The following is a 26,773-nucleotide window of genomic DNA, read 5'->3' on the forward strand; positions in this document are numbered from 1 at the left end:
TTTTCTGTGTCATCACGCGGCTACCTTTTCCTTCGCCGCGTTCGCGGCACTGTAAGTTTTGAAAATTGTGTCGAGGTCGGGGAACATCACGAAAGCCCCCTTGTGCTGGCCGATGCCCAGAACGAATTCAGGCGGCCATGGAGAGCCCACAGGGGGGACATCCTCGATCTCGGCTGTGTTCATTGTCGTGACCTCCTCGACTTGATCCGCGAGGATGGCCACTGTTGATTTTTCGCCCGCGATCCGCACATCGAGCACAAGCACACGGGTGTCCTGGGTTGCCGGGCTGCGCGGGATGCGCAGGGCGACCCGCAGGTCCGCCAATGGAACCACGACGCCCCGTACATTGATCAGTCCGGTCGCGAAGGTTCCGGATTGCGGAACTCGGGTGATCGGGACCATTTCAAGAATTTCACGCAGGTATTCTGCCGGAAGCGCCAGCTTTTCAGAGCCGAGGCGGAAGGTCAGAATGTCAGTATGTGCTTCGTGTTTCATGCGGCGACCTCTCGTCTTGCGCGCAGTTCGACATCGCGACCCAATGCGACCAGTTGGGTCGCGTCGAGGATCAGCGCCACGGTGCCGTCGCTCAGGATGGTTGCACCCGAGAAGAACTTCAGGTCGGCGTGGAACTGAGACAGTTGTTTGATCACGGTCTGGAAGTTGCCGATGATGCGGTCGACGACCAAACCCACCCGTCCGCCAGCCGAGGACACGACCACGACTTTCTGGAAGTCCGGCGGTGCACTGTCGATTTCGAACAGGTGCCGTAGCCTGAGGAAAGGCACCAATTCCCCGCGAATGTTGAGGTACGACGATCCACCGTTGCCAACGGCATGGACGGCAGGAAGCTCGACACATTCCTCAACCGCGGCCAGGGGGATGGTGTAGCGTTCACCGCCCACGTCGATCAACATACCGTCGATGATGGCAAGCGTCAGGGGAAGGCGAAGGGTCAGTGTCGTACCCTGGCCAAGTTCGGACGCGAGGTCGATTTCCCCACGGAGCGATGCGATCGTGCGCATCACCACATCCATGCCGACGCCGCGACCAGACAGTTCGGTGACCTTGTCAACGGTCGAGAAACCAGGCTGAAAGATCATGCGGTAGATCTCGCTGTCGCTCAGATCGTCTTTCTCGGTCATCAGACCTTTGCTGATCGCTTTTTCGCGGATTTTCTGCGCGTTCAGCCCGCGCCCGTCATCGCGGACGGTGATCAAGACCTCGGCGCCCGAATAGCGAGCGCCCAATTCGATGGTTCCAGACTCGGGTTTGCCTGAAGCGAGTCTTTCTTCTGGCGTTTCCAGTCCATGATCGACGGAATTGCGCAGGATGTGGACCAGCGGGTCAGCGAGCAATTCGATAACCGTTTTGTCCAGCTCGGTGTCTTCGCCGACCGTCACAAACTCCAACGGCTTGTTCAGAGATGTCGACAGATCGCGCATCAATCGCCGGAACCGTCCGAGGATGCTGCCGATTGGCACCATGCGCATGGACATCGTGGCATCACGCAGCCCAGCAATCAGCCGCTGTATGTCTTCGGCCACCGACATCATCGCCGGATCGCTGGACGCCCCGGTCAAAGCATTCAGACGGGCTTCGGCAATCACCAACTCGCCGACGCGGTCCATCAGTTCGTCGAGGCGCTCTGTGGCGACCCGCATGGTTTCACCGGCGCTTGGAGCTGCGGCCGCTTGTGGCTTTGCCGGCGCGGGCTTGGCTGCCGGTTGTTCGACGACGGGTGTTTTGGCCTCGTGCACAGGAGCGACCACGTCAATCGCAGCGGGTTTCGCACCGCGCCGTTCGACGGTGAGGTCCATCTCGTCGCGTACGAACAGGAACACCATGTCGATGTCATCGTCAGACAGGTTGGCGGCGACTTCGACTTCCCATCCGGCAAGGCAATCTGTTGGGTCCAGATCGCCCAAAGTCGGAATGCGATCATCCAGCGCACGCACCTTTGTATCGCCGAATGCGCGCAACTCTTCGATGAGCAAAGCCGGGTTGCTGCCAAGACGCAGGGCATCGACGCCCAACCAGAATCTGATCACCGTGGTGACGTCGCCTGAGAGGGTTTGTTCGGGTTGTTCAACCGGGTCAGCAACTGCCTCGGTCGGGACATCTGGTTCCGCGTGATCCACGTCGGGGTTCATCAACTGCCGAAGGCTGGCAAGGATGCGTTGATTGTCGGATTCTGTATTTTCGGCAGCATCCATCAGCTTGCCGATCTGATCGCACGCTTGCAGCGAAAGACCGATCAGTTCTTTCGAAACCACAGCGCGACCATTGCGCAGGTCGTCAAAGGCGGTTTCGAATTCATGGACAAATTGCGACAGTTCGGTGAATCCGAACATGGCACCCGATCCCTTGATCGTGTGCATGCTGCGGAAAATCGAATTGATCAGTTCCGTATCACCGGGCGTCGCTTCGAGGTCCATCAAACCTTTTTCGATGGACTGAAGCAGTTCCGAGGCTTCCTGACGGAAGATCTCGGCGCCCATGTCGTCAAATCCACTCATGCGCCTACGATCTTCTTAACAACTGCGAGGATCTGGTTCTGGTCAAAGGGTTTGACCATCCATCCTGTTGCGCCAGCGTCCTTTGCCTGAGCCTTCAGCGCGGCATCGCTTTCCGTCGACAGGAAAACGACGGGAATGCCAACGGATTGCGGGGTTTCCCTGAACTTGCGGATGAAGCTGAGCCCGTCGAGTCGAGGCATGTTCTGGTCGGTCAGAACCGCGTCAACTTTCGACGATGTCGCCTTTTCAAACGCGTCCTGTCCATCGACGGCTTCGATGATGTCATAGCCGGCCGCCGCCAGCGTCATTTGCACCATCTTCCGTACCGAGGGAGAGTCGTCCACTACGAGAACGGTCTTTGCCATGGTCTTTCTTCCTTCTACTCAAATAGGGTTAGGCGTTTTGCGAAAAACAGATGCCGTATTCCTCGAGCACTGCATCAAACGTGCCGTTTCCGTCCGAGACGACGGAAAATGATTTATTGTCTCTTTGTGCCGTCTTGCGGGCACTGATCAGGACTTGAAGCAACGCAAGATCGGTTTGCTCGACCTTGTTGCAGGTGACGACGATGTCTTGGTTGTCTTCGACCAACTGGCGCAAGGTCGTCAGAATGCTTCCGCATTCCGCGATCGTTGCGCGGGCAGGTAAATCGAAGGTTGGAACGGCCGCCATAAGCAGGCCCCCTTTGTTGTAAGCAATGTGAAGAGGACTAACGAACAGCCGCTCCATACTTTTAGATGCTGTTCTTGCGGTGCCGGGGTGCGCTGCTGAATCTGCGCGGCTTTTATTCCTTAGTGCTTTGAAAACGTTTATGAAATTTAGATATTTGCCCTATCAAAAGATACTTGTGAAACGCGCGCGCATTACGGCTATTTCGGTCGGTGACGCTCTTGTTTTGCGCTTGCAGGATGAGCGGGCATGAAGGGGTCGAAACCGGCTGCGGACACTGCAAACCGCGTCATCCAGACGGGCTTGGCGTAACCCTTTCTTGACAAGCGTGCCACAGCGGGCAACTGAACGAAGTGGGGTGCAGATGGCGGTGCCGTCCGGTCCCAAAGGTCATCGTGCAGGCGGACAAATGGAAACCGATTATGCGATCGTCGGAGGCGGAGTTGTCGGCCTTTCAATTGCCTGGGGTCTGCTCCGGCGCGGGCGGACGGTCACGGTCATCGATGGCGAGGACGGGTCGTTCCGCGCAAGCCGTGGCAATTTCGGTCTGGTCTGGGTTCAATCGAAGGGCCTGAAGCAACCCCGCTACGCCCAATGGTCACAACACTCGGCAGCGATCTGGGCAGAGTTCGCGAACGAGCTTGGTGACACCACCGGAATTTCCGTGTCGCTGGAACAGAAGGGTGGTTATGATCTGCATTTCTCGGAAGAGACGCTGCAGGCGACCGTCGCGCAATACGAGTCGCTCAAACAGCAACTCGACGGCGACTACCCGTTCGACGTCCTGGGCCACAATGCGCTGCGTAAGGAAGAACCGCATATCGGGCCCAAGGTTGTGGGTGCAATCCTGCACCATCAGGACGGCCATGCAAACCCGCTTCGGCTGTTGATGGCGCTGGCGGCGGATGCCCGGCGCATGGGAGGGCGCGTCCTGACGGGGAAGATGGTCACAGATGTGTCCAAGCCAGACGCATTCCGGGTGACCTGCGCGGATGGGGCGGTGGTCGGTGCGGGCAAGGTCGTCCTCGCGGCGGGACTTGGCGCGGCACAGCTAGGCCCGAAACTGGGCTTCATAGCACCGGTGCGTCCGCAGCGGGGGCAAGTTCTGATTACGGAAAAGATGCCCAAGCTGATCAATCGCCCGTCGATCTTTGCCCGGCAGGTCGATGAAGGCGGCATCCAGATCGGTGCCACGAACGAAGAGGTCGGCGCGGATGACCGCGTCACGCAGCGTGGGATGTCTGGCCTCGCAGCAGATGCCATCGCCGCCTATCCGGCACTGGCAAAGGCGCAACTTGTGCGGTCTTGGGGCGCGCTTCGCGTGCTGTCGCCCGACGGCTTGCCGATTTACCAACAAAGCGCCGACATGCCCGGCGCGTATCTGGTGACATGCCACAGCGGCATCACGCTTTCCGCTGCCCATGCGCGGCTCTTGCCGGACTGGCTTGAAGGCACAGCCGCCGCGCCCGATCTGGAGGTGTTCAGTGAAACCCGCTTCGCCGTTTCTTGAACTGGACGATGCATCGCGCGTCGATGTCGTGTTCGATGGCATGGCCCTGCGTTTGCCCGATGGCGCGAACCTTGCCGCAGCGTTGCTAGCGGCTGGAGTTTCAGTCTTTCGGGAAACTCCAGTGTCAGGGGCACCCCGAGCGCCGTTCTGCATGATGGGGGCCTGTTTCGACTGTCTGGTCGAGATCGACGGTGTCGTCCGACAGGCCTGTATGGTCGATGTGTCTGACGGGTTGATCGTGCGGAAACCGCACAGCGGGGAGGTACTCGATGAAACGGTATGATCTCGCCGTTATCGGGGCGGGTCCCGCAGGGATGGCCACTGCTGCCGACGCCGCAGGTTTTGGTCTTCGCGTGGCTTTGCTTGACGAACAGCCACGCGCCGGGGGGCAAATCTACCGCGATGTGGATCGCGTGTCCGCCGAACGCGCTGCGGTCTTGGGCGCGGAGTATACCGAAGGCAAAAGGCTGACCGCCAAACTGTCCCATGATGGCATTGACCATATATCGCGGGCGGTGGTCTGGGCCATCGAAGATGGGTTTCACGTCTCGTACACGCGGGCCGGAAAAGGTGCGCAGCTTGCTGCTGATAGGGTGGTACTGGCCACCGGAGCATTGGAACGCCCGATGCCCGTACCGGGCTGGACGCTTCCCGGTGTGATGACCGCTGGGGCGGGGCAGATCCTGCTCAAGCAATCGGGCGTTCTTGCGCGGAATGCGGTTCTGGTCGGCTCTGGGCCGCTTCTTTACCTGATCGCGACGCAGATGGTGCGGGCTGGCACGCCTCCGGTCGCGCTGATCGAGACGCAGACACGTGCCGATCTCAAGAGCGCCTTGCGCCATTTCGGCGGTGCGATCCGCGGTTGGCCCTATATGGCGAAGGGGCTCAGGATGTTGGCCGAGATCATCCGCGCCCGTGTTCCGCGTTATGTCGGTGCGTCTGATATCGCTGTTGAGGGGCAGGGCCGGGCCGAGGCGATCACCTTTGTCAAAGGCGGAAAGCGGCACAGGATCGCGTGCGACACTGTCTTTCTGCACCATGGCGTCGTGCCGAATACGCAGGCGGCGCGCGCGTTGGGAGTGCCCCATCGCTGGAAAACCGCACAGGCATGTTTTGCACCTGAATTGGATGCTTGGGGCGAAACGGCGGTGCCGGGGCTCTTCATCGCTGGGGATGGTGGGGGCATTGGTGGCGCCAAAGCTGCGGAAATCGCAGGACGACTGACCGCGCTTCGTCTGGCGGAAGCCTCCGGGCGTTTGGCAAAAGCCGACAGAGACAGACGCGCAATGTCGCTTCAGGCAGCTTGGAGGTTTCAGCGGGCTGTGCGCCCTTTCCTCGACACCGCCTATCCACCTTATTGGGCTGCACTGACGCCGGTCGATGAAACGATCATCTGTCGTTGCGAAGAAGTTACCGCCGGGGACATCCGACGCTATGCGAAACTGGGTTGCCAAGGGCCAAACCAGGCAAAGGCGTTCGGACGCGCGGGCATGGGGCCGTGCCAAGGCCGCTATTGCGGGTTGACCGTCACCGCGCTTTTGTCCGAGGCGCATGGCCAAACCCCGGACGAGACAGGCTATTTCCGCATCCGTCCTCCGCTCAAGCCTGTGACGCTGGGCGAATTGGCGGCCATGGAGGACACTGCCCCGGAAACCGCAGAATAGCCACGCGCCCGCTCAGGACATCGCCGCCAGACACATATGCGCCGAGGCGACCACGGGATCGACGATTATGCTTCGTTCCGGTGCCTTGATCTTGTGGGCGATGGTGGACATGCCGCCACACCCCAGAACGATGCTGCTGCCGGGATAGGTCATGGCCGTTTCATCGATCGAGGCCTGTACGCGCCTGAGGCTGTCCGATCCGGCGTTGATCTCCAGCACCGGCACGCCAGACGCATGAACCCCCGCACATCTGTCTTCGAGTCTCATCGCACGTATGTTGTCCGCGATCACCGGCACCGATACCTCAAGGCTGGTGACGACGGCAAACTGTGCACCGCCAAGGCTGCCGGCGATGCATCCCGCCTCGCCAAGCCCGATCACGGGAACCCTGCCACGAGCGCGAAGGGTGCCAAGGCCGGTATCGTCGAAACAGCCGATCACGATGGCATCCACACCGTCCGCACAGGCTTCGTCGAACAGGGCAAACAGCCCGTCAAGACAGCGTTCCGCATCCGCCGGCCCCTGTATCGACGCCGGGCCTTGATGGTTGGTCATGCCCACCACCTCGGCAAGGGCACCAACCGCGGCGCGAGCGGTGTCCACCATTTCGAGGGTCATGCGCTCGGTCGAATTGGGGTTGAGGATCGCAATCCGGGGTTTGTTTCGTGTCGTCACGACGTGCTCTCCGCGGCTGCCAGCGCGCCAGCGCGGCTTGCATGGACGCACCGGGCCCAGCGTCCATTGCCCCCGGCCCAGATCGGGAGCGGGCTGATGCCGCAGGCTGTTTCGGCATGGGCGCAACGTGGTGCAAAGGAACAGCCCTCGGGCAGGGCGTTCAGCGGGGGCGGCGCACCGGGCACCGCATCAAGACGCGTTCCCGGTACGGCCCCGACAAGGTTGGCCGCCAGAAGACCCTTGGAATAGGGGTGGCGTGCATCGCGGATCACGTCCTTGACCGATCCGGTCTCGACGAAGCTGCCCGCATACATCACGGCCAGCCGGTCGGACACTTCGACCGCAACGCCGATGTCATGGGTGACGAAGATCACGCCCATGCCCAATTCCTTCTGCAAGTCGCGCAGCAGGAGCAGGATCTGGATCTGCACCGTCGCATCCAGCGCCGTGGTCGGTTCGTCCGCCAGCAGCAGCTTGGGGCGGCAGGCCAGTGCCAGCGCGATCATCGCACGTTGGCGCATGCCGCCCGACATTTCATGCGGGTAATTGTCCAGTCGCCGTTTGGCCGAGGGAATGCGCACGACTTCGAGCATTTCCAGCGCGCGCGCCATCGCGTCGCTTTTCGAGATGCCTTCGTGGCGGATGACGGTTTCGGCAATCTGCTGGCCGATGGTGTAAACGGGGTCGAGTGCCAGTGACGGGTCCTGAAAGATCATCGATGCGACGCCGCCCCGGTGATCGGCGAGCGCGCGGCCTTCGAGCGCAAGCACATCCTGCCCAGCCACCTCGACCTTGCCGGTGATCGTCGTTTTCCGCTCTGGCAGAAGGCGCAGCAGGGTCTTGAGCGTGACGCTCTTGCCAGACCCGCTTTCGCCCAGAATGCCAAGCACTTCTCCGGGGGCGAGTTCAAAACTCACGTTGTTGACCGCATGCACGGGTGGCGTTCCTGCAAAACGCACCGACAGGTCTTCCACCCGAACAAGAGGCGTAACAGCATGTACGGTTTCCTGCGTCATGCAACCTGCTCCTTGACGCTGTTGAGATGGCACGCAGCAACGTGGCTTTTCCCGACCGTATGAGACGGCGGCACCTGCGTTGAACAGGGACCAAACGCGCGGGAGCAGCGGGTGTGAAATCGGCATCCCGGCGGCGGGTCGATGGGGTTTGGTGGATCACCCGCAAGCGGCGCTTCCATCGTGCGGCGATCCGGATCGAGCGAGGGCATCGCCGCCAGAAGTGCCTCGGTATAGGGGTGACGCGGTGCGCTGTAGAGGCTTTCCGCCGGTCCGATCTCGGCCACTTCGCCGAGGTACATCACCATCACCCGGTCCGAGATATGGCGCACCACGTTCAGGTCGTGGCTGATGAAGACATAGGTCAAACCGCGCTCGCGGCGCAGATCCATCAGCAGGTTCAGCACCTGCGCCTCGACCGATTTGTCGAGCGCGGATACCGCCTCGTCGAGAACGATGACCTGCGGATCAAAGGCCAGCGCGCGCGCAATGTTCACGCGTTGCCGCTGCCCGCCAGAAAGTTCATGCGCGTAGCGCCCGCCAAAGCGCGAGGGGTCGAGACCGACGCGATCCAGCAAATCCTGCGCCTTGCGGGTGGCGTCCGACTGCGACATGCCGTGTACCGTTGGCCCAAACGCCACCGCGTCGATCATTGTCATGCGCGGGTTGAGTGAGGCGAAGCTGTCCTGAAACACCATCTGTACCTTGCTGCGAAACGCCTTGAGCGGCAGTTCCGGCCCAACGACCTTACCCTCGTAGCGCACGCTGCCGCTGTCGGGTCTCAGAAGTTGCACCAGCAGACGCGCGGTCGTGGACTTGCCACAGCCGCTTTCGCCAACGACGCCCAGCGTCTCGCCGGGGGCCAGTTCGAAACTGACGTCATCGACGGCGCGGACCACTTTGCGTGCGACACCGAACCCTCCGGCGTTGAAGTGTTTGACAAGGTTGTGGGCGGACAGGATTGGCGTGCTCATTGCTTTACATCCATGGCGGATCTCAACCCATCGCTGAGCATGTTGAACGAGATCGAGGTCAGGAAGATCATCACGCCGGGCAGGGCGGCCAGCCACGGCTGCACATAGATCGCATTGCGCAGCGTGTTGAGCATCAAACCCCATTCCGCATTGGGCGGGCTGACGCCAAGACCAAGGAAGGACAGACCAGCAGCAAGGATCATCGAGACTGAGATCAGGCTGGTGGCGTAGACGAAGATCGGGCCCAGCACATTGCCCAGCACGTGATCGCGTACGATCCGCAGGCTGGAGGCCCCGCTGGCTTGTGCGGCTTCGATGTATTCCAGCTTGCGCACCGAGGTGGTGACGCTTTCGGCCACCCGCGCGATTGGCGGGATGAAGACAACCGTGAGCGACAGGAGACCGTTGAGGATGCCCGCGCCCAGAGCGCCTGAGATGGCGATGGCCAAGAGAACCGACGGGAAAGCATAAAGAACATCGAGCACCCGCATGGTGATCGTGTTGACCCAGCCGCCAAGGTAACCGGCGGCGATCCCTATGGCCGCACCGATGGCGAAGGCGATCAGAACGGGCACGACCCCCATGAAGAGCGACAGGCGCGCGCCATAGATCAGACGGCTGAGCATGTCGCGGCCCAACTCGTCGGCTCCGAGCGGGTAGCCTTCGGTACCGATGGGCGAGAGGCGCTTGATCATGCTGCCTTCCAGCGGGTCAGCGGGCGCGATCCATGGCGCTAAGATCGCCATCAGCACCAATCCGGCGGCGACAAGACCGGCACAGACTGCCACCTTGTCGCGCAGGAAGCGCGTCCAGACAGAGCGCCAGTAGCCTTGGGATTTCTCAATTTTGGCGAGGTGCGCCACGGTTTCTGCGGTGACAGCCATGTCTCAGCCCCTTTGCAAGCGTGGGTCGAGCGAGGTTTGCGCCACGTCCACCAACAGGTTGAGGATGACGAAGAACATCGCCAGCACGAGGATGGTGCCCTGCAAGAGAGGCAGGTCGCGCTGAAATATCGCCTGTCCCAGCAGGAACCCTGTGCCCGGCCATGAGAACACGGTCTCGATCAGGATCGACCCGCCGAGCAGGTAGCCCAGTTGCAGACCCATCACGGCCAGCGCCGTGGGGGCCGCGTTCTTGATCACATGCGCCAGCACGCCGCGATCCAGCAGGCCCTTGGCGCGCAGACCGGACACGAATTCCTGTTGCAGGATATCCGCCACCAGCGCGCGGACGGTGCGGGCAACGATGCCCATCGGGATTACAGACATCGTGATCGCAGGCAGGATCAGGTATTGCATGTGCTCCCAATCCCAGACCCATTGGCTTGATCCGCCAGGGCCTGCCCCGGTGGCAGGCAGCCAGCGCAGTTCCACCGAAAAGATGATGACCATCACCATGCCCAGCCAGTAATGCGGCACCGACACGCCGACGACCGAAATGGCCGTGGCCAGCTTGTCGATCCAACTGTCGCGGAAGTATCCGGCTACAAAGCCGAATAGGCCACCAAGACTGAAGCCAATGATGGTCGCGGTCACGGCGAGGATCAGCGTGTTGCCCACCGCGTTGAACACTTCCGAGGCCACGGGGCGACCCGTTGCGATGGAATTGCCCAGATCGCCTTGCAGCGCCAGACCCAGCCAGCGCAGGAATTGTTCGGGGTAGGAGCGGTCAAACCCGTAGATCGCCATCATCTGCTGTTGCAACTCGACCGAGGCATCTGGCGGCAGGATCGACACAAGCGGATCACCGGGAGAGATGTGAACCAGCGCGAAACATACCAACGAGACACCGAGCATGATCGGCACGGTGTAAAGAACGCGGCGCAGGATGAAGGAAAGCATGAGCGGGTTGGCCTGTCAAAAAAAGGGTCGCCCCGGTGCCGGGACGACCCAAATGGGTGTGGTGTATTACTCTTCGATGGTCATCGGAGCGATGTCGATGAACCAGTTCTTTGGCTGGGTCACGTTGCCGACCTTGGCAGACATCGCGCGCGGACCCACGTCATGGGCGATCCAGACGAACGGCGCTTCCTCGACGATGCGGGTGTGAAGACGGGCCAGGGCCGCATCACGATCCGCATCCGCAAAGGACGTGCGGGCGTCCGCGATCAGGGCGTCGAACTCTTCATTGCCGAAGAGACCCCAGTTGTTGGACACCGGCGGGAAGGTCTGGGTCGACACGAAACGGACCATCGCGAAGAAGGGGTCCATCGTGGCGAAGGACACGTTGATCGCATTGGCACCACGTGCGCTTTCATCCGCAGCACCCTTGCGCCAGTTGGTGAACACGGTGTTCCACTCAAGCACATCGAGTTCCACGTCGAAGAAGCAATCCGCCAGCGACTGCTGCACGTATTCGTTCATCGTGACCGGCTGCATCTGGCCGGACCCGGAGGCCGAGGTCTGCACCTTTACCTTGATCGGGTTCTCTGCCGAGAAGCCTGCTTCGGTCATCAGCGCACGTGCCGCGTCGGGATCGTAGCGGATGTCGAAGGACGGGTTGCCCCACCACGGGTGACCCGGCTCGACCGAGCCTTTCGGGATACCCATGTAGCCACCGAGCAGAACCTGCAGTTCTTCGCGGTTCACACAGAGGTTGGCTGCGTGACGCACCCGCTTGTCGAGCCAGGGCGAGCCTTCGTGGAAGGACAGCTGCCACGGCCAGACATGCGGTTGCGGGTTGGAATAGATGACGTTGCCTTCGGCCTGAATGCGCGGGATCGCGTCTGGGGCCGGGGCTTCGATCCAGTCGACCTGGCCGGACAGCAGCGCAGCGGTACGTGCGTTGGCATCGGGCAGCGGCACCAGAACGACGCGGTCGATGGTCGGTGTGCGGGCCGGATCCCAATAGTTTTCGTTCTTGACCATCTCGAACCGTTCCCGCGGCACGAAGAGGTCGCCTTCGAACGGGCCCGTGCCCGATGGATCAAAGGCAAACGCGGTCCAGGCGGCGGCAGCGCGTTCCTTGGGGTCGGTGATCGACGCATCGACGGCGTCATAGAGCGACTGCCAATGGGTCGGCGATGCCATGAACAGCATCGTCATGTTGAGCGGCAGGAAGCTGTCGGGCTGCGTGGTGGTCAGCTCGACGGTCAGGTCATCAATCGCGCGGGCCGAGGCCAGTGTCGGCATCCGCGACTTGGTGGCACCCACCTGATCGGGGGCGAAGTGCGGCGCGTTTTCGTCCAGCACCTTCTGCACGTTCCAGACAACCGCGTCGGCGGTGAAGGGCGAGCCATCGTGGAAGGTCACACCTTCACGCAGGGTGAAGGTCCACTTTGTGGTGTCGTCCGGGTTTACAGCCCAGGACGTCGCGAGTCCGGGGACGATCCCGCTCGGCTTGGTTTCCGACGACAGGTCCCAATGCGTCAGGGCGTCATACATCGGGATGCCGGTGAAGCGGTTGCCTTCGAAGCCTTGGTCAGGCTGGCCGGATGTGCGCGGAATATCCGCTGCTGTCATACCGATCGTCAAAGTTTTTTCTGCCCAGGCAGGCCCAGCAGCCAGCATCGCCGCTACCAGTGCGATCGCGGACGATCGCTGTACAAAGTTCCTCATGTTCCTACTCCTGTTGAACGTCCGGACCAAGCCTTACCGACCGTGTCCCTGAATGGGAGATTGAGAAGTCACCAACTCACGTCGACAAGTGAGTTCAAGATTGTATACGTTTTCAATAAAAAAAGTTCACAACAGCCTGAAATTCACTCACTCGCAATCGAAACGCCCGCTATTTAGGCGAAAAATGATGCGATGAAGAAAGCTGATAAACTGGGGATGACATTCACGATCAAAAGTCCGACAACAGTAGGGGAAAACTGTATACAACCGTGAACGGCAAAAGATGAGCATTTCGCAACAAGAGGCAAGTTTCAGCAGGCGGCTGGACGCAGATCTGGTGCAAAACCCTGTGTATACAGGCGTTGAGCGTGCGATCCTTGAGCAACGGCTGCCGCCGGGCACCCGCCTTGCCGAAACCGATCTGGCCGACTTTTACGGCGTGTCGCGCACCATTGTGAGGACCGGACTACAGGCTCTTGCCCACTCTCACCTTGTGACCTTGCGCCCGAATCGCGGTGCCAGCGTTGCCAACCCGTCACCACGCGAAGCGCGCGAAGTGTTCGAGGCGCGTGAACTGCTTGAACCCCGGTCTGCCCGCGAGGCTGCGTTGAGGGCCGGCCGCGCCGATGTGCGGGCGTTGCGGCTGCATGCGCAGGAAGAACATGAAGCCATGAGCTCCAACGAATCGGGTCGTGCCCTTCGGCTGTCTGGCCGGTTTCACGTCATGATCGCGCAGATCGCGAACCAGCGCACCATCGCCGAGATCATCGAGAACCTCGTTTCTCGGTCGTCACTGATCATCGCCTTGTATTGGACCCGTTCGAGCACGCGTTGCGACGAAGGCTGCCACAATGCCCTGATCGATGCCATGGAGCGGAACGATGCCGTCGAGGCCGAGGAACTGATGCGCAGTCACCTGGTCGAGTTGCACTCGGCCCTGCGGTTCGACATTGGCGACTCGTCTAACAAGACGCTCAAGGACATGCTGAGCCAGTAGCGCGTCGACTTAAAACAGGACCGACGGCAGCCAGGTGGCCAGAAACGGCATCGCCCAGACCAACAGAATTCCGACGGCCTGCAAGCCGATGAACGGAACGACTCCCTGATAGATCTGTTCGGTGCGGATCTCTTTGGGAGCGGCCGCACGAAGGTAAAACAGCGAGAAGCCGAAGGGCGGGGTGAGAAAGCTGGTTTGCAGATTGATCGCCAGCAGCACGCCCAGCCAGATCGGGTCATGCCCCATGAGGATCAGGGACGGTGCCACAAGCGGCAGCACGATCACCGAGATCTCAACGAAATCCAGAAAGAACCCCAACACAAAGACGAATATCATCACGAACAAAAGCGCGCCGCTTGGTCCACCCGGCAGGTTCTCAAGGATATGCGCCACGCGCTCTTCACCGCCCAGACCGATGAAAACCAGCGAAAAGAACCCGGCGGCGAGGATCGTCGCGAAGATCATCGCGGTCATGGTCAAGGTGGAATTCAGGGCATCGTGGATGACCCGGTCGCGGATCATCGCCCGCAGGGCAAGTCCGACGGCGGCGAGTCCGATCAGGGCCAGCAGAATGTAGCCCACACCCAGAGCCCAATCGACCGGACCGATGTCATTGCGCTGTAACCGAACCGGGTAGGCACCGGCCAGTATACCCAACAGGATCAAGGCGGATGCGCCCAATAGGATCAGCCTTGGATTGATCCCGATCTTGCGCCCAGCCATCAGTATTGCGCCAATGGCCCCCACGGACGCAGCTTCGGTCGGAGTGGCGATACCGCCAAGGATCGCGCCCAGAACGGCAAAGATCAGCAGGATCGGCGGCACGATGGCCGCCATGACCTCGCTTCGGTCGAGTTTCGCCATACCGATCTCGGCAGGTGGCATGTCCTGAGGGCGTAGCGCGCCGCGGATCAGGATATAGAGCAGGTAAAGACAGACCAGCGTGAGGCCCGGAATGATTGCGGCTGAAAAGAACTGGCCGACGGACAGAGCCTCGACCGCAAACTTGCCCTGCTCATACTGCGCCTGTTGGTAGGCGTTCGACATCACGTCGGCGAGGATGATGAGCAACGTGGAGGGTGGGATGATCTGGCCCAGCGTACCGGCCGTGCAGACGATGCCCGAGGCGACAGTCGGGCTATAGCCCGCGCGCAGCATCGTCGGCAGCGCGATCATTCCCATCGCAACCACGGTCGCCCCGACGATGCCCGTCGATGCGGCCAGCAATGCGCCCACGAGTACGACCGAGATCCCCAAACCGCCACGCAACTGGCCGAAACTGCGGCCCATCGTGTCAAGAAGGTCTTCGGCGATGCGGCTTTTCTCAAGGATCGCACCCATCAGCACAAAGACCGGAATGGCGATGAGAACGGTGTTTGTGATCAGCCCAAAGGCCCGCTGGCCCAAAGCCCCCAACAGGGAAACGTCCATCACACCCAGCGACCAGCCGAGATAGGCAAAGATCACGGCGACGCCGGCGATGGCGAACGACACCGGAAAGCCCGACAGCACGGCCACCATCAGTGCCGCGAACATGATGAGGTCAAGGTATTCGGTCATGCCTCGGACCTTTTGTGAAACAGTCGAACCAGAAGTGAAAGGGATTGCAGCAGGATCAGTATGCAAAAGGCCGGGATGAGGGATTTCAGCAAGAACACCGCCTCGATCCCGCCGACCGAGATGGGTCCTTCAAGGATTTTCCATGAATTGCGGACGGAGGGCCAAGACCAATAGAGCAGGGCGACCATCGACGGGATCAGCAAGAAGATATGGCCAAAGATGTCGATCCGCCGTCGCACGTTCTCGCTGGCCTTGGCGTAGAAGACATCGACGCGGACATGTTTGTCGACCAGAAGCGTATATCCGGCTGCCAGCATGAAAAGCGTGGCATGCATGTAGAGCACGCTTTCCTGCGCCGCGATGGAATTGACCCCGAACACATAACGCCCGATGACGATCACGAATTGCACCAGCACCATGATCAAGGCGAGCCAACGCACCGCCGTTGCTACGGCTTGGTTCATCCGGTCGATTGCCTCCGCCAGTCCCAGCATGTTTGCCCGCGCCCTTCGAATAAACGGTGCGCGACCCTAAAGCCGCGCACCTGTGCAGGTTCAGTAGCTGAACACGCCAGCGCGGGCGTTCATCTGTCCGTTGTCGGCATAGGTCATGTAGCCACCGACAAGATCGCGATAAGCGATGAAGCTTTCGGTGATCCGCACGACAAGCTCATCCTCATCGGCCAGATATTCCTGCATGATCTCTTGCGCCGCCGCACCCATGGCGGCAATCACATCGTCCGGCAGTTTGCGCACCTGTACATTGTGCTCGGACACCAGCGTTTTCAGGGATTGCGCATGCTTGGTCATGTATTCGGTCCAGACCGGATTATAGAGACCCTGACAGGCCTGTGTGACCACCTCCTTGAGATCGTCGGGCAGGTCTGCATAGACGTCGGCGTTCACACCGCATTCCTCGGCCGAGGAGGGTTCGCCAACGCCGGGCCAATAGTAGTAAGGCGCGACCTGATAATAGCCCAAGGCGCTGTCGGTCCATGGGCCGATGAATTCACCCGCATCCAGTGCGCCTGTCTGAAGCGCCTGGAACATCGCGGGGCCGCTCATGGCTTCGGCGGCCATGCCAAGCTTGGCGCACATCTGTGACGCGATGCCGGTGGTGCGGAACTTGAGCCCCTTGAGGTCTTCGACCGAATTGATCTCGTTCTTGAACCAGCCTGCCCATTGCGGGCCGGAATTGCCGCACAGGAACGGCTTGATGCCAAAACGAGCATACATCTCGTCATAAAGCGCCTGACCGCCGCCGTGATACATCCAGCCGAATTGCTCGTCCGCGCGCAGTCCAAAGGGCTGCGATCCGAACAGCAGGATGCCTTTGGATTTGCTGCCCCAATAGGCCGGAACCGCGTGATAAAGCTCTGCCGTGCCTTCCGATACCGCGTCGAACACACCATTGCCCGGAACGATCTCGCCTGCCGCGTAAAGCGTGACGTTGATGCGCCCACCCGACAGCGTGGTGATCCGGTCGGCCAGCGTTTGCGCCGCGACACCCGGACCGGGCAGGTTCTTGGGCCACGCAGACACCAGTTTCCATTCGCGCACGTCCTGGGCGATGGCTGGGGCGGCAAGAGAGGTTGCTGCGGCGCCAATCGCGCCGGTTGTCAGGAATTTCCGTCTGTCCATGTTCTAAGTCTCCGTGTTGGTTTCTTTTAAGGGGTAAAGATCGACCGTCTGACGCGGCCTTCATGATTGATTCATCCAAGGATGCGCGGCAGGCGCAGCCCGTGTTCGCGGGCGCAGGCTATTGCGTCGTCATAACCGGCGTCCGCATGTCGCCAGACGCCGCTGGCGGGGTCGTTCCACAACACGCGCTCAAGGCGTTTCGCAGCTTCGGGGGTGCCATCCGCACAAATGACCACACCTGCGTGCTGGCTGAAGCCCATGCCAACGCCACCGCCATGATGCAGGCTGACCCATGTGGCGCCTGATGCCGTGTTCACCAGCGCATTGAGCAGCGGCCAGTCGGATACGGCGTCCGATCCATCCTTCATCGCTTCGGTTTCGCGGTTGGGGCTGGCGACAGATCCGCTGTCCAGATGGTCGCGGCCAATCACGACTGGGGCTTTCAACTCTCCGCTGGCGACCATTTCGTTAAACGCAAGGCCAGCCTTGTGACGATCGCCCAGCCCGATCCAGCAAATGCGCGCCGGCAGACCTTGGAAGGCAATCCGTTCACGCGCCATGTCCAGCCAGTTGTGCAGATGGGCGTTGTCCGGGAAAAGCTCCTTCATCTTGGCGTCGGTCTTGTAGATATCCTCGGGATCACCCGACAGCGCGCACCATCGGAACGGACCAATGCCGCGACAGAACAGTGGGCGGATATAGGCGGGCACAAAGCCGGGGAAGGCAAAGGCGTTTTCAAGCCCTTCGTCCAGAGCCACCTGACGAATGTTGTTGCCGTAATCCAAAGTCGGCACACCGGCGTTCCAGAAATCCACCATCGCGGCGACATGGGTTTTCATGCTGGCGCGCGCGGCCGTTTCCACCGCTTTGGGGTCGCTTTCCCGCTTTTCGCGCCATTCTGCCATGCTCCAGCCCTGCGGCAGATACCCGTTGATCGGATCGTGCGCGCTGGTCTGGTCGGTCACGATGTCGGGACGCACGCCGCGCTTGAACAGCTCGGGGAACACATCCGCCGCATTGCCCAACAGCCCCACGGACTTGGCTTCACCCGCCTTGGTCCAGCGGTCGATCATCGCAAGCGCTTCGTCCAGCGTGTCGGCTTTTTCGTCGAGGTAACGTGTGCGCAGGCGGAACTCGATGCTGTCGGGGTTGCACTCGACAGCCAGGCAACATGCGCCGGCCATCACCGCTGCGAGCGGTTGCGCCCCGCCCATGCCGCCCAAGCCGCCGGTCAGAATCCACTTCCCGGTCAGATCGCCGCCATAATGCTGACGACCAGCCTCGGCGAAGGTCTCATAGGTGCCCTGAACGATGCCCTGCGTGCCGATGTAAATCCACGATCCCGCAGTCATCTGGCCGTACATGGCCAGCCCTTTTTTATCGAGTTCGTTGAAATGATCCCAGTTCGCCCAATGCGGCACGAGGTTCGAATTGGCGATCAGCACGCGCGGCGCATCGGTGTGGGTTTTGACGATGGCAATCGGCTTGCCGGATTGCACGACAAGCGTTTCGTCCGCTTCCAACTCCTTGAGGCTGGCGACAATGGCGTCGAAATCCTGCCATGTGCGCGCGACGCGTCCAATGCCGCCATAGACCACCAGTTCGTGCGGGTTTTCCGCGACATCGGGGTGCAGATTGTTCATCAGCATCCGCAAAGGTGCTTCGGTCTGCCAGCTTTTGGCGTTCAGTTCGGGACCGGTCGGCGGATAGACATCGCGGGTGTTCTTGCGGGGGTCGCTCATTGGGGCCTCCAGTCGGACAGGGTTTCGAGAATGGTCTTGAGATGCGTGCGCAGTCGGTCGGCACGGGGGGTGTCATAGGTCCAGGGTGGGGCCTCGGATGACAGATAGGTGGACTGGGCCAGTTCCATCTGGATGGCGTGCAGGCCATCGGCGGGGCGACCATAGTGGCGCGTGGTCCAGCCGCCCGTGAAGCGCCCGTTGAGAATGCTGGTGTAGCCACCCGCGGCTTTGCAGATTTGCAGAACGCTTGTCTCGATTTGCAAATCGCAGGTCGCGCCCAGATTGGTGCCGATGTTGAAGTCGGGCAGGGTGCCGTCAAAGAGGAACGGAATATGCGACCGGATCGAGTGGCAGTCGTAGAGCACCGCAAATCCGTGGATCGCCTTGACGCGCTGCAACTCGGCTTCCAGCGCCGCGTGATAGGGCGCGTGATAGGCGAGGCGGCGACGTTCGACCTCGGCGGCGTCCGGCTCTTGCCCTGCAAGATAGATCGGCACCCCGTCGAAATCGGTCAGGGGGCATAGCCCTGTGGTGTTCTGACCGGGATAGAGACTTTCGCCAGAGGGATCGCGATTCACGTCGATCACGTAGCGATGCACCGTTGTGCGCACTGTTGTGGCACCGTCGACCAACCCGGCATAAAGCGTGTGGATATGCCAATCCGTATCCGCAATCGCGAGTCCGGTGTCGTTCAGACGGGCAAGACAGTCGTCGGGGATGTCGGTGCCGGTATGCGGCAGGCCAAGAACAAGCGGGCTTTCCCCGCGGGTGATCTCGATCAGGCTCATAGCGAGACCTCCAGACCAGCGGCGTGCGCGAACATGTCTTTGGTCACGCAGGCTGCGGCGCGTTGAATGTCGGGGGCGAGATAGCGGTCCTGCTGAAGGCTTGGCACCACGGCGCGCAGGCTGGTCAGCACCGCTTGCAGTCGGGCCGAGGTGGTCAGCGGCGCACGCTGCTCGATGCCTTGGGCAGCGCACATCGCCTCGATGCCAAGGATCACCGACAGGTTCTTCGTCATGCGACCCAACCGCCGGGCGCCATGGGCGGCCATGCTCACATGGTCCTCCTGATTGGCCGAGGTGGGCGTGCTGTCAGTGGAACAGGGGTTCGCCAGATGTTTGTTCTCGCTCATCAGCGCCGCGGTTGTCACTTCGGCGATCATGAGACCAGAATTCAGACCCGGCTCTGGCGTCAGGAACGGCGGCAGGTCAAAGGATAGAGTCGGATCGACCATCAAGGCCACGCGGCGCTGTGCGATCGCGCCGATTTCGGCCACGGCCAGCGCGATCTGGTCAGCGGCAAAGGCGACAGGTTCGGCGTGGAAGTTGCCACCGGACAGGATCTCGCCCGTTTCCGCAATCACCAGTGGGTTGTCCGTCACCGCATTGGCTTCGATCTCCAGCGTGCGTCCGGCAAAGCGCAAGAGGTCGATGGCGGCACCGGTGACCTGCGGCTGGCACCGGATGCAATAGGGGTCCTGCACGCGGGTGTCGCCATCCCGGTGGCTTTCGCGGATTTCGCTTCCGTCCAGAAGCTGCGCCATGGCGGTTGCCACATCGATCTGGCCCTGATGCCCGCGCAACGCATGAATGGCCGGGTTGAGCGGCGCGGTGGAGCCCATGATCGCATCGGTGGACAGTGCTGAGGTGACAATTGCCGCACGCGCGGCGCGCCATGCCTCGAACAACCCGGTCAGTGCGCAGGCGGATGAGAATTGTGTGCCATTGATCAGCGCTAGCCCTTCCTTTGGACCAAGCACCACAGGGGTCAGCCCGGCTTTTTCGAGCGCCACGCCACCGGGCATGACCTTTCCGCCAAAGACAGCTTCGCCCGCGCCGATCATCACCGCGGCCATATGCGCCAGCGGGGCCAGATCGCCTGACGCCCCAACCGAGCCTTGTACCGGGATCACCGGGATCACGCCGCGCGCCAGCATCGCTTCGATCAATGCGCAGATGTCCCAGCGCACGCCCGACGCACCACGGCCGAGCGACACCAGCTTGAGCGCCATCATCAGCCGTGTGGTCGCGGGTTCCAACGGTTCCCCGACGCCGCAGCAATGCGACAGGATCAGGTTGCGTTGCAGGGTCTCCGTGTCGTCCGGTGCGATCCGGACTGAGGCCAGTTTGCCAAAGCCGGTGTTGACGCCGTAGACCGGCGTGCCGTCCTTCGCCGCCCGCGCGACGACCGCCGCCGACGCGTCGATACCCGCGCGCGCCGCGGGATCGAGCGTCACCGGGCCATCGCCGCGCCACAGCGCTTCGAGGTCGGAAAGGGTTGCGGTTCCGGGCGTCAGCACATGGGTCACAGGACGCCTCCGAATATTCGCCGGTACAGAGGATTGATCCCGATACCGTAGGAGAGTTCCGCCGGATCGCTCACGTTCCAGATCGCCAGATCGGCACGCATGCCAGAGACGATCTCGCCGCAATCGCTCAGTCCCAAGGCACGGGAGGCGTTGCGTGTCGTCCCCGCCAAAGCCTCGGCCGGGGTCAGTCGGAAGAGGGTGCAAGCCATGTTCATCGCCAAGAGGAGAGAGCCCAAAGGTGAAGAGCCAGGGTTCCAGTCGGTGCCCACGGCTATTGGAACGCCGTGATCCCGGAACGCCTGAACCGGCGGCGCTTGAGTTTCGTGGATCGTATAGAACGCTCCGGGTAGCAGGACCGCCACAGTGCCGGACGCCGCCAAAGCCTTGGCATCCGCCTCGGTCGCATATTCGACGTGGTCGGCAGAGAGCGCATTGTACTTTGCAGCCAGCGCCGCGCCGCCCAAATGGCTCAACTGCTCGGCATGCAGTTTGACCGGGAGGCCAAGTTCTTGCGCCACATCGAACACCCGCGCAATCTGCGCGGTGTCAAAGGCAATCCCTTCGCAGAACCCGTCCACAGCATCGACCAAGCCTTCCACGTGGGCCTCGCGCAGTGCCGGGATGCAGATTTCGTCGATATAGCTTTCCGCATCGCTGCCCTTCGGGACCGCATGCGCGCCGAGGAAACTGGTCACAACCCGGATCGGCCGGACTTCTCCCAGGGCACGGGCGACGCGGAGCATCTTGAGTTCGGTCTCCTTATCCAGCCCGTAGCCCGACTTGATCTCAACCGTTGCCACACCTTGGGCGATCAGTGCGTCAATCCGGGGCATGGCGCTGTGCAGAAGGTCCGCCTCGGACGCCCCGCGGGTGGCCGCAACGGTGGACACGATGCCACCCCCGGCACGGGCGATCTCTTCATAGCTGGCCCCATTCAGCCGCATCTCGAATTCGCGGGCGCGGTTACCGCCATGGACGATATGCGTGTGGCAGTCGATCAGCGCGGGAGTGATCAGCCGACCTGACATGTCGTGTCGAAGACTGTCCGCAAAGTCAGGCGGCACTTCGCGTTCGGGACCAACCCAGGCGATCCTATCCGCGTCGATGGCAATCGCGGCGTTTTCGATCAGGCCATACCCGTCATCTGCCATTGTGGCGACCGTTGTTCCGCTTATGACGTATCGTTCAGCCATCGGTCGCTCTTGCGTTATAACCTTCTTAAAATTAATATGTACCTACATAAAAATGTCAATGGAGCTGTTGGCGTGCAAGTGATCCATGCAAATCAGGCGCTTACGCCACAGGGTTGGCACCGCGATGTGGAAGTCACGATTGGTGCAAGCGGACGAATCGAGTTTGTCGGGCCGGTCGCGCGGACGCCCACGCATCGAACCGCGCTGCTGTTGCCCGCGCCGTTGAACCTGCACAGTCACGCCTTCCAACGTGCGATGGCAGGCCTGACCGAAGCCAAGGGCCCGGACCCCCGCGACAGCTTTTGGAGCTGGCGGCGGTTGATGTACAAATTTCTCGACCAGTTGACGCCCGATGACGTCGAAGCCATCGCGGCGCTGGTCTTCATGGAAATGCTGGAAGCGGGATATGGCGCAGTCGCCGAATTCCACTACCTGCATCACGGTCTCGGCGGGGTGCCCTATGACACGATCTCGGAAATGTCCGAACGGATCGTCGCCGCATCAGAGACCGCCGGGATCGGCCTCACCCTGTTGCCGGTGCTCTATCAATATGGCGGGTGTGATCTGCGCCCGTTGAACGGGGGGCAGCAACGTTTCGGCAATGACGTGGATCGGTTCTTGCGCCTTTACGAAGGTGCATCTGATGCGGTGGCCCAAAGCATGGCGGACGCGAAGATCGGTGTCGCCCCACATTCGCTGCGGGCAGTGAATCCGGAAGGCTTGCGCGCGGTTGTTGAGCACGCCACCGCAGGTCCGATCCACATGCATCTGGCAGAACAGGTGGCCGAGGTCGACGAAGTGCTGGCCCATCTTGGCGCGCGTCCGACCGAATGGTTGTTGGAACACCACGCCGTGGATGCCCGCTGGTGCCTGATCCATTGCACCCAGATGACCGATGACGAGACCTTGGCACTGGCGCGATCGGGTGCGGTTGCCGGGCTGTGCCCGATCACTGAATTGAACCTGGGCGACGGTATCTTCAACGGGACCGCGTTCCTTGGGGCAGGGGGGAATATCGGGTTCGGCTCTGACTCCAACGTGAATATTTCGCTATTCGACGAACTCAAGACACTGGAATATTCGCAACGCCTGCGCGATCTGTCCCGGGCCGCCTTGGCCACGCCCGACCGATCAACGGGCCGGGTGCTTTTTGACGCCGCCATCGCCGGCGGTGCGCAAGCAGGCGACCGAGACAGCGGCCGGATCGAAGCCGGGGCCTTTGCCGATCTGATCGGGCTCGACGACGACACCGAATTCCTCTGCAACCGACGGGACGATGCCCTCATCGACAGTCTGGTGTTTAGCGGCGGTGGCTCCGCCTGCATCCGGGATGTCTGGAGCGCGGGGCGGCACGTTGTCCGCGACGGTCGCCATTTCCAGCGCGACAAGATAATCACCGACTACAAGCGAGTGATGATGCGGTTGGAGACTGATATTTGAACGAAGAGACACGCCTGTCCTGGACCGACGTTCGCGACGAAGTCCGCGCCCGCATCCTGAACCGGACCTACGCGCCCGGTGACAGGCTGCCCCGGGACGAGGACATTGCGTCGGAACTGGGCTGTGCCCGCACAACGGTGCACCGTGCGATGCAGGATCTGACACTGGCCGGACTGGTCGAGCGCAAGCGCAAGGGCGGCACCCATGTACGCACCGATCCGGTGACCCGGGCGACCTTTGACATCCCGATCACCCGGCGCGAGGTCGAACAGCGCGGTTCAAAGTACAATTATCAGCTCATCAGCCGCAACTTTGAAGCCAGCCCGATCTCGATCATGGCGCGGTTCGGGCTGCAAACGGTTGCGGACATGCTCCATGTCAAAGCGCTGCATCTTGCGGACAACCGACCTTATATCCTTGAGGATCGATGGATCGACACCCGATCAACACCCGAGATCCTCGAGGTCGATCTGACCCGTGAGAGCGCCAATGAATGGTTGGTGCGCAACAAGCCCTATTCACGGGTAGATGTCAGATTCTCGGCGATTAATGCCGACGGTGAAAACGCCGATTACCTGGACGCACCGACCGGCAGTGCGCTTTTCGTGATCGAACGCACCACATGGATCGGTCCGTCGCCGATCACGACGGTACAGTCGGTCGCCGCTCCGGGGTATCAATTGGTCGCACAGGGCTGACAGACCACGAATATCGGCAAGCGGCTCGGAGGTTTCCCGCTCGCACGTTGCCACTTACATCCGAGCTTCGCGGCGATGGCTCGTGTTTCTGACCTCCCACTTTGGAGGAACGGAGTTTTTTACAGTGATAGCAACATACGGCGCTTAGCGGTGCGATGAGACTGCGCAAGATCACTGATGTCAAAGGGTCTTCGCGCCGAGAAATCCCACCAGTCTGGCGCATAATGCCGGCTAACCCATTGTAACGTAAGGGAGGCGAGTACCGGAATCGAGCCGGTGTACACGGATTTGCAATCCGCTGCGTCACCACTCCGCCAACTCGCCAGATTGAACGTCTGATTAGGCGCTTGGACGACGCCCGTCAAGCAGTTAACGGCTGTGCAAGCGTTCACAGGATGTGGCAGTATTTCGCGCGTTCTGCGCATTGCTGAAACCGGACAGCTGTGGCAGAAGTCCCGCAGCGAACTGAACGGATGAGTTTAGCCAATGACAGACTTTGCCGCCCGCCGGACCATGATGGTCGACACGCAGGTCCGACCCTCCGATGTGACCAAGTTTCCCATCATCGACGCCATGTTGTCGGTGCCTCGGGAGCTTTTTGTGCCGCGAGAGCAGGCAGAAGCCGCCTATATCAGCGAAAACGTGCCAATCGCGCCCGGTCGGGTCGTGCTTGAGCCGCGCACGCTTGGCAAACTGCTGGATGCGATCAACATCGAAGGCAACGAACTCGTGCTCGATATCGGCGCGGGCTATGGGTATTCCTCGGCGCTGGTTGCACGCATGGCTGAAGCGGTGATTGCGGTGGAAGAGGACGAAACCCTTGCAGCAGAGGCTCAGTCCATCCTTTCCGATCAAGGCGCGGACAACGTTGTGGTGCACACAGGTCCGCTGACAGATGGCGCGGTGCAACATGGGCCTTATGATGCGATCCTGATCCAAGGTGGGGTCGAACAGGTACCCGCAGGTCTGCTGGACCAACTCAAGGAAGGTGGCCGGATCGGCTGCGTGTTCATGGAAGGCGCCTTGGGCGTTGCCAGAATCGGTTACAAGATTGATGGTGACATCACGTGGCGTTTTGCGTTCAACGCCTCGGCTCCGGTCTTGCCGGGGTTCGCCAAAGAGGTCGCTTTCACGCTTTGAGCGACGCGTACGGCAACACATAAAAATCGACAGGTTAATGGGGGCAGTAGGTATGGCGAAACGGATGAAACTGGCGGGTGTCGCCGTCGCGTTGGGCCTCATGATCGCGGCGCCGGTTGCCAAGGCCGAGTTGCTCGCTGATGCCATGATCGGAGCCTACAACACCTCTGGACTGCTGGAGCAGAACCGCGCCGTTCTTCGCGCCGCGGATGAAGATGTCGCTCAGGCGGTGTCATCTCTTCGCCCGGTCATTTCGTGGTCTGCCGATGCCACGCGCCAATTCGGGACAACACGCAGCGCGTCGACGGGCAATCAGATCAGCCCCACGGTGTCGAACACCGTCTCCGCAAGCCTGACCGGTGAATTGACCTTGTATGACAATGGCCAGACCAAACTGGCGATCGATACAGCAAAAGAAGCCGTATTGGGCACCCGTCAGCAGCTTGTTTCGGTTGAGCAGCAGGTGCTTTTGTCCGCGGTCGAAGCCTATCTCGAAGTGCGCCGCACCTTGGAGAACGTGGCGCTGCGCGAAAACAACGTGCGTCTCATCACGCAGGAATTGCGCGCCGCGCAGGAGCGGTTCGAAGTCGGGGAAGTCACCCGCACTGACACCTCTCTTGCCGAAGCACGGCTTGCTGCAGCGCGCAGCCAGTTGGCGGCGGCGCAGGGCGCTTTGACGATTGCGCGCGAACAGTATTTTGCGATCGTTGGACGTCTGCCCGGCGCGCTTGAACCGCTGCGCAGCCTGCCTGAACTGCCAGCTTCCGTCGATGCGGCCAAAGCCATTGCAGTGCGCAACCATCCGCAGGTCAAATCGGTCCAGCACCAGGTCGCTGCGGCCGAGCTCAACATCCTGCGTGCCGAGGCGGCGATGAAGCCGACGGTTCGGTTGGCCGGGCGCCTGACAATCACGGAAGGGTTTGACACAGATCGCTTTTCGCGCGGCGGCTCTTTGGGTGTCGAGGCGGGTGGCCCGATTTACCAGGGTGGCCGACTCAGCTCTTTGGTGCGCCAGTCGATGGCCAATCGGGATTCCGCACGCGGACAATTGCATCAGGTGATCGACCAGGTGTCGCAGAACGTGGGCAACGCCTACGCCCAGTTGCGCATTGCACAGGCCAGCCTTGCATCGACAGACGAGCAGGTGCGCGCGGCCACAGTGGCCTTCCGCGGCGTTCGGGAAGAAGCGGCCCTTGGCGCACGCACGACACTGGACGTTCTCAACGCCGAACAGGAACTTCTGAATGCCCGGTCCGCGCAGATTTCGGCACAGGTGGATCAGGGAATCGCGGCGTACCGCGTTCTGTCGACAATCGGGCGGCTGACCGCAACGGACTTGCGGCTGAACGTGCAGCAGTATGACCCGGTTAACTACTATAATCTCGTCAAGGACAGCCCACTTCAGAAAAGCAAACAGGGTCAGCAGCTTGACCGTGTTCTGAAGTCCCTAGGGAAAAACTAAGTTTCGCCTCAT

The 26,773-nt window shown here is 61.2% G+C and carries 25 protein-coding genes and 1 tRNA gene; 8 read left to right on the forward strand and 18 right to left on the reverse strand.

Going from position 1 to position 26,773, the window contains the following annotated elements; all coding sequences use genetic code 11:
- Window positions 1-12 precede the first annotated feature (12 nt).
- Genes ACMVPR_RS01145 through ACMVPR_RS01160 form a run of 4 tightly spaced genes read right to left on the reverse strand, consistent with a single transcriptional unit; the run spans window position 13 to window position 3,245 of the window.
- Window positions 13-495, reverse strand: a complete 483-nt coding sequence (locus tag ACMVPR_RS01145) for a chemotaxis protein CheW (protein WP_300582828.1) — start codon at window positions 493-495, stop codon at window positions 13-15.
- Window positions 492-2,516: a chemotaxis protein CheA gene (locus ACMVPR_RS01150; RefSeq protein WP_416881355.1), complete on the reverse strand. Its 2,025-nt coding sequence runs from the start codon at window positions 2,514-2,516 to the stop codon at window positions 492-494. Before ACMVPR_RS01150 ends, ACMVPR_RS01145 begins: the two co-directional genes overlap by 4 nt.
- Entirely contained in the window at window positions 2,513-2,881 is a 369-nt protein-coding gene (locus ACMVPR_RS01155; protein WP_300582822.1) for a response regulator, read from the reverse strand. The genes ACMVPR_RS01150 and ACMVPR_RS01155 overlap by 4 nt, the downstream gene beginning before the upstream one ends.
- A gap of 28 nt (window positions 2,882-2,909) precedes the next feature.
- The gene (locus ACMVPR_RS01160) at window positions 2,910-3,245 is read right to left on the reverse strand and encodes an STAS domain-containing protein (RefSeq protein WP_416881356.1); all 336 of its coding nucleotides are present in this window, start codon (window positions 3,243-3,245) and stop codon (window positions 2,910-2,912) included.
- Between the two features lie 349 nt (window positions 3,246-3,594).
- On the opposite strand from ACMVPR_RS01160, the gene ACMVPR_RS01165 reads away from it, so the two are divergent.
- The 3 genes from ACMVPR_RS01165 to ACMVPR_RS01175 are packed head-to-tail and all read left to right on the forward strand — an operon-like array spanning window position 3,595 to window position 6,359.
- Complete coding sequence (locus ACMVPR_RS01165) at window positions 3,595-4,695, forward strand: NAD(P)/FAD-dependent oxidoreductase (protein WP_416881357.1); 1,101 nt, start codon at window positions 3,595-3,597, stop codon at window positions 4,693-4,695.
- The gene (locus ACMVPR_RS01170) at window positions 4,670-4,978 is read left to right on the forward strand and encodes a (2Fe-2S)-binding protein (RefSeq protein ID WP_416881358.1); all 309 of its coding nucleotides are present in this window, start codon (window positions 4,670-4,672) and stop codon (window positions 4,976-4,978) included. Before ACMVPR_RS01165 ends, ACMVPR_RS01170 begins: the two co-directional genes overlap by 26 nt.
- Complete coding sequence (locus ACMVPR_RS01175) at window positions 4,965-6,359, forward strand: NAD(P)/FAD-dependent oxidoreductase (RefSeq protein WP_416881359.1); 1,395 nt, start codon at window positions 4,965-4,967, stop codon at window positions 6,357-6,359. The genes ACMVPR_RS01170 and ACMVPR_RS01175 overlap by 14 nt, the downstream gene beginning before the upstream one ends.
- Window positions 6,360-6,371: 12 nt before the next feature.
- Here the strand turns inward: ACMVPR_RS01175 and ACMVPR_RS01180 are convergent, their stop codons facing one another.
- The 6 genes from ACMVPR_RS01180 to ACMVPR_RS01205 all read right to left on the reverse strand — a co-directional run bounded on the left by ACMVPR_RS01180 (window position 6,372) and on the right by ACMVPR_RS01205 (window position 12,578).
- Complete coding sequence (locus ACMVPR_RS01180) at window positions 6,372-7,034, reverse strand: aspartate/glutamate racemase family protein (protein WP_416881360.1); 663 nt, start codon at window positions 7,032-7,034, stop codon at window positions 6,372-6,374.
- The gene (locus tag ACMVPR_RS01185; protein ID WP_416881361.1) at window positions 7,031-8,050 is read right to left on the reverse strand and encodes an ABC transporter ATP-binding protein; all 1,020 of its coding nucleotides are present in this window, start codon (window positions 8,048-8,050) and stop codon (window positions 7,031-7,033) included. Before ACMVPR_RS01185 ends, ACMVPR_RS01180 begins: the two co-directional genes overlap by 4 nt.
- Window positions 8,047-9,021, reverse strand: a complete 975-nt coding sequence (locus ACMVPR_RS01190) for an ABC transporter ATP-binding protein (protein ID WP_416881362.1) — start codon at window positions 9,019-9,021, stop codon at window positions 8,047-8,049. The genes ACMVPR_RS01185 and ACMVPR_RS01190 overlap by 4 nt, the downstream gene beginning before the upstream one ends.
- Window positions 9,018-9,905, reverse strand: coding sequence for an ABC transporter permease (locus ACMVPR_RS01195; protein WP_416881363.1), 888 nt, complete (start codon window positions 9,903-9,905; stop codon window positions 9,018-9,020). Before ACMVPR_RS01195 ends, ACMVPR_RS01190 begins: the two co-directional genes overlap by 4 nt.
- Window positions 9,906-9,908: 3 nt before the next feature.
- The gene (locus tag ACMVPR_RS01200) at window positions 9,909-10,862 is read right to left on the reverse strand and encodes an ABC transporter permease (protein WP_416881364.1); all 954 of its coding nucleotides are present in this window, start codon (window positions 10,860-10,862) and stop codon (window positions 9,909-9,911) included.
- Window positions 10,863-10,928: 66 nt separating this feature from the next.
- Window positions 10,929-12,578: an ABC transporter substrate-binding protein gene (locus tag ACMVPR_RS01205; protein WP_300582798.1), complete on the reverse strand. Its 1,650-nt coding sequence runs from the start codon at window positions 12,576-12,578 to the stop codon at window positions 10,929-10,931.
- Between the two features lie 283 nt (window positions 12,579-12,861).
- On the opposite strand from ACMVPR_RS01205, the gene ACMVPR_RS01210 reads away from it, so the two are divergent.
- Window positions 12,862-13,575: a GntR family transcriptional regulator gene (locus tag ACMVPR_RS01210; protein WP_300582795.1), complete on the forward strand. Its 714-nt coding sequence runs from the start codon at window positions 12,862-12,864 to the stop codon at window positions 13,573-13,575.
- 9 nt (window positions 13,576-13,584) lie between these two features.
- Here the strand turns inward: ACMVPR_RS01210 and ACMVPR_RS01215 are convergent, their stop codons facing one another.
- The 7 genes from ACMVPR_RS01215 to hutI form a co-directional block, all read right to left on the reverse strand.
- A complete protein-coding gene (locus ACMVPR_RS01215) occupies window positions 13,585-15,135 on the reverse strand; it encodes a TRAP transporter large permease (RefSeq protein WP_416881365.1) in 1,551 nt (516 codons plus the stop codon).
- Entirely contained in the window at window positions 15,132-15,629 is a 498-nt protein-coding gene (locus ACMVPR_RS01220; protein ID WP_416881366.1) for a TRAP transporter small permease subunit, read from the reverse strand. Before ACMVPR_RS01220 ends, ACMVPR_RS01215 begins: the two co-directional genes overlap by 4 nt.
- 60 nt (window positions 15,630-15,689) lie before the next feature.
- The gene (locus ACMVPR_RS01225; RefSeq protein WP_300582787.1) at window positions 15,690-16,775 is read right to left on the reverse strand and encodes a TRAP transporter substrate-binding protein; all 1,086 of its coding nucleotides are present in this window, start codon (window positions 16,773-16,775) and stop codon (window positions 15,690-15,692) included.
- Between the two features lie 71 nt (window positions 16,776-16,846).
- The gene (gene hutU, locus ACMVPR_RS01230) at window positions 16,847-18,517 is read right to left on the reverse strand and encodes a urocanate hydratase (RefSeq protein WP_416881367.1); all 1,671 of its coding nucleotides are present in this window, start codon (window positions 18,515-18,517) and stop codon (window positions 16,847-16,849) included.
- Window positions 18,514-19,299, reverse strand: coding sequence for an N-formylglutamate deformylase (gene hutG / locus ACMVPR_RS01235; RefSeq protein ID WP_416884594.1), 786 nt, complete (start codon window positions 19,297-19,299; stop codon window positions 18,514-18,516). The genes hutU and hutG overlap by 4 nt, the downstream gene beginning before the upstream one ends.
- A gap of 2 nt (window positions 19,300-19,301) precedes the next feature.
- The gene (gene hutH, locus ACMVPR_RS01240) at window positions 19,302-20,828 is read right to left on the reverse strand and encodes a histidine ammonia-lyase (protein ID WP_416881368.1); all 1,527 of its coding nucleotides are present in this window, start codon (window positions 20,826-20,828) and stop codon (window positions 19,302-19,304) included.
- Complete coding sequence (gene hutI / locus ACMVPR_RS01245; RefSeq protein WP_416881369.1) at window positions 20,825-22,021, reverse strand: imidazolonepropionase; 1,197 nt, start codon at window positions 22,019-22,021, stop codon at window positions 20,825-20,827. The genes hutH and hutI overlap by 4 nt, the downstream gene beginning before the upstream one ends.
- Before the next feature lie 72 nt (window positions 22,022-22,093).
- Here hutI and ACMVPR_RS01250 point away from each other — a divergent pair, with 72 nt between their 5' ends.
- The gene (locus ACMVPR_RS01250) at window positions 22,094-23,461 is read left to right on the forward strand and encodes a formimidoylglutamate deiminase (RefSeq protein WP_416881370.1); all 1,368 of its coding nucleotides are present in this window, start codon (window positions 22,094-22,096) and stop codon (window positions 23,459-23,461) included.
- Window positions 23,458-24,159, forward strand: a complete 702-nt coding sequence (locus ACMVPR_RS01255) for a GntR family transcriptional regulator (RefSeq protein WP_416881371.1) — start codon at window positions 23,458-23,460, stop codon at window positions 24,157-24,159. The genes ACMVPR_RS01250 and ACMVPR_RS01255 overlap by 4 nt, the downstream gene beginning before the upstream one ends.
- A 253-nt stretch (window positions 24,160-24,412) precedes the next feature.
- Here ACMVPR_RS01255 and ACMVPR_RS01260 read toward each other — a convergent pair.
- Window positions 24,413-24,483: transfer RNA gene (locus tag ACMVPR_RS01260), tRNA-Cys, on the reverse strand.
- A gap of 162 nt (window positions 24,484-24,645) precedes the next feature.
- On the opposite strand from ACMVPR_RS01260, the gene ACMVPR_RS01265 reads away from it, so the two are divergent.
- Together ACMVPR_RS01265 and ACMVPR_RS01270 are read left to right on the forward strand one after the other, a co-directional pair.
- Window positions 24,646-25,299, forward strand: coding sequence for a protein-L-isoaspartate O-methyltransferase family protein (locus ACMVPR_RS01265; RefSeq protein ID WP_300586898.1), 654 nt, complete (start codon window positions 24,646-24,648; stop codon window positions 25,297-25,299).
- A 52-nt stretch (window positions 25,300-25,351) separates the two neighbouring features.
- Complete coding sequence (locus tag ACMVPR_RS01270; protein WP_416881372.1) at window positions 25,352-26,761, forward strand: TolC family outer membrane protein; 1,410 nt, start codon at window positions 25,352-25,354, stop codon at window positions 26,759-26,761.
- The last annotated feature ends 12 nt before the right edge of the window (window positions 26,762-26,773 follow it).

It is taken from the genome of Marivita sp. (assembly GCF_048006345.1).
Classification (GTDB): Bacteria; Pseudomonadota; Alphaproteobacteria; order Rhodobacterales; family Rhodobacteraceae; genus Marivita.

Excerpts from the sequence above, each read along its gene's own strand:
- ACMVPR_RS01145 (WP_300582828.1), bottom strand. The coding sequence starts at position 495 with ATGAAACACGAAGCACATACTGACATTCTGACCTTCCGCCTCGGCTCT.
- ACMVPR_RS01150 (WP_416881355.1), bottom strand. The coding sequence starts at position 2,516 with ATGAGTGGATTTGACGACATGGGCGCCGAGATCTTCCGTCAGGAAGCC.
- ACMVPR_RS01155 (WP_300582822.1), bottom strand. The coding sequence starts at position 2,881 with ATGGCAAAGACCGTTCTCGTAGTGGACGACTCTCCCTCGGTACGGAAG.
- ACMVPR_RS01160 (WP_416881356.1), bottom strand. The coding sequence starts at position 3,245 with ATGGAGCGGCTGTTCGTTAGTCCTCTTCACATTGCTTACAACAAAGGG.
- ACMVPR_RS01165 (WP_416881357.1), top strand. The coding sequence starts at position 3,595 with ATGGAAACCGATTATGCGATCGTCGGAGGCGGAGTTGTCGGCCTTTCA.
- ACMVPR_RS01175 (WP_416881359.1), top strand. The coding sequence starts at position 4,965 with ATGAAACGGTATGATCTCGCCGTTATCGGGGCGGGTCCCGCAGGGATG.
- ACMVPR_RS01185 (WP_416881361.1), bottom strand. The coding sequence starts at position 8,050 with ATGACGCAGGAAACCGTACATGCTGTTACGCCTCTTGTTCGGGTGGAA.
- ACMVPR_RS01190 (WP_416881362.1), bottom strand. The coding sequence starts at position 9,021 with ATGAGCACGCCAATCCTGTCCGCCCACAACCTTGTCAAACACTTCAAC.
- ACMVPR_RS01195 (WP_416881363.1), bottom strand. The coding sequence starts at position 9,905 with ATGGCTGTCACCGCAGAAACCGTGGCGCACCTCGCCAAAATTGAGAAA.
- ACMVPR_RS01200 (WP_416881364.1), bottom strand. The coding sequence starts at position 10,862 with ATGCTTTCCTTCATCCTGCGCCGCGTTCTTTACACCGTGCCGATCATG.
- ACMVPR_RS01205 (WP_300582798.1), bottom strand. The coding sequence starts at position 12,578 with ATGAGGAACTTTGTACAGCGATCGTCCGCGATCGCACTGGTAGCGGCG.
- ACMVPR_RS01210 (WP_300582795.1), top strand. The coding sequence starts at position 12,862 with ATGAGCATTTCGCAACAAGAGGCAAGTTTCAGCAGGCGGCTGGACGCA.
- ACMVPR_RS01215 (WP_416881365.1), bottom strand. The coding sequence starts at position 15,135 with ATGACCGAATACCTTGACCTCATCATGTTCGCGGCACTGATGGTGGCC.
- ACMVPR_RS01220 (WP_416881366.1), bottom strand. The coding sequence starts at position 15,629 with ATGCTGGGACTGGCGGAGGCAATCGACCGGATGAACCAAGCCGTAGCA.
- ACMVPR_RS01225 (WP_300582787.1), bottom strand. The coding sequence starts at position 16,775 with ATGGACAGACGGAAATTCCTGACAACCGGCGCGATTGGCGCCGCAGCA.
- hutU (WP_416881367.1), bottom strand. The coding sequence starts at position 18,517 with ATGAGCGACCCCCGCAAGAACACCCGCGATGTCTATCCGCCGACCGGT.
- hutI (WP_416881369.1), bottom strand. The coding sequence starts at position 22,021 with ATGGCTGAACGATACGTCATAAGCGGAACAACGGTCGCCACAATGGCA.
- ACMVPR_RS01265 (WP_300586898.1), top strand. The coding sequence starts at position 24,646 with ATGACAGACTTTGCCGCCCGCCGGACCATGATGGTCGACACGCAGGTC.
- ACMVPR_RS01270 (WP_416881372.1), top strand. The coding sequence starts at position 25,352 with ATGGCGAAACGGATGAAACTGGCGGGTGTCGCCGTCGCGTTGGGCCTC.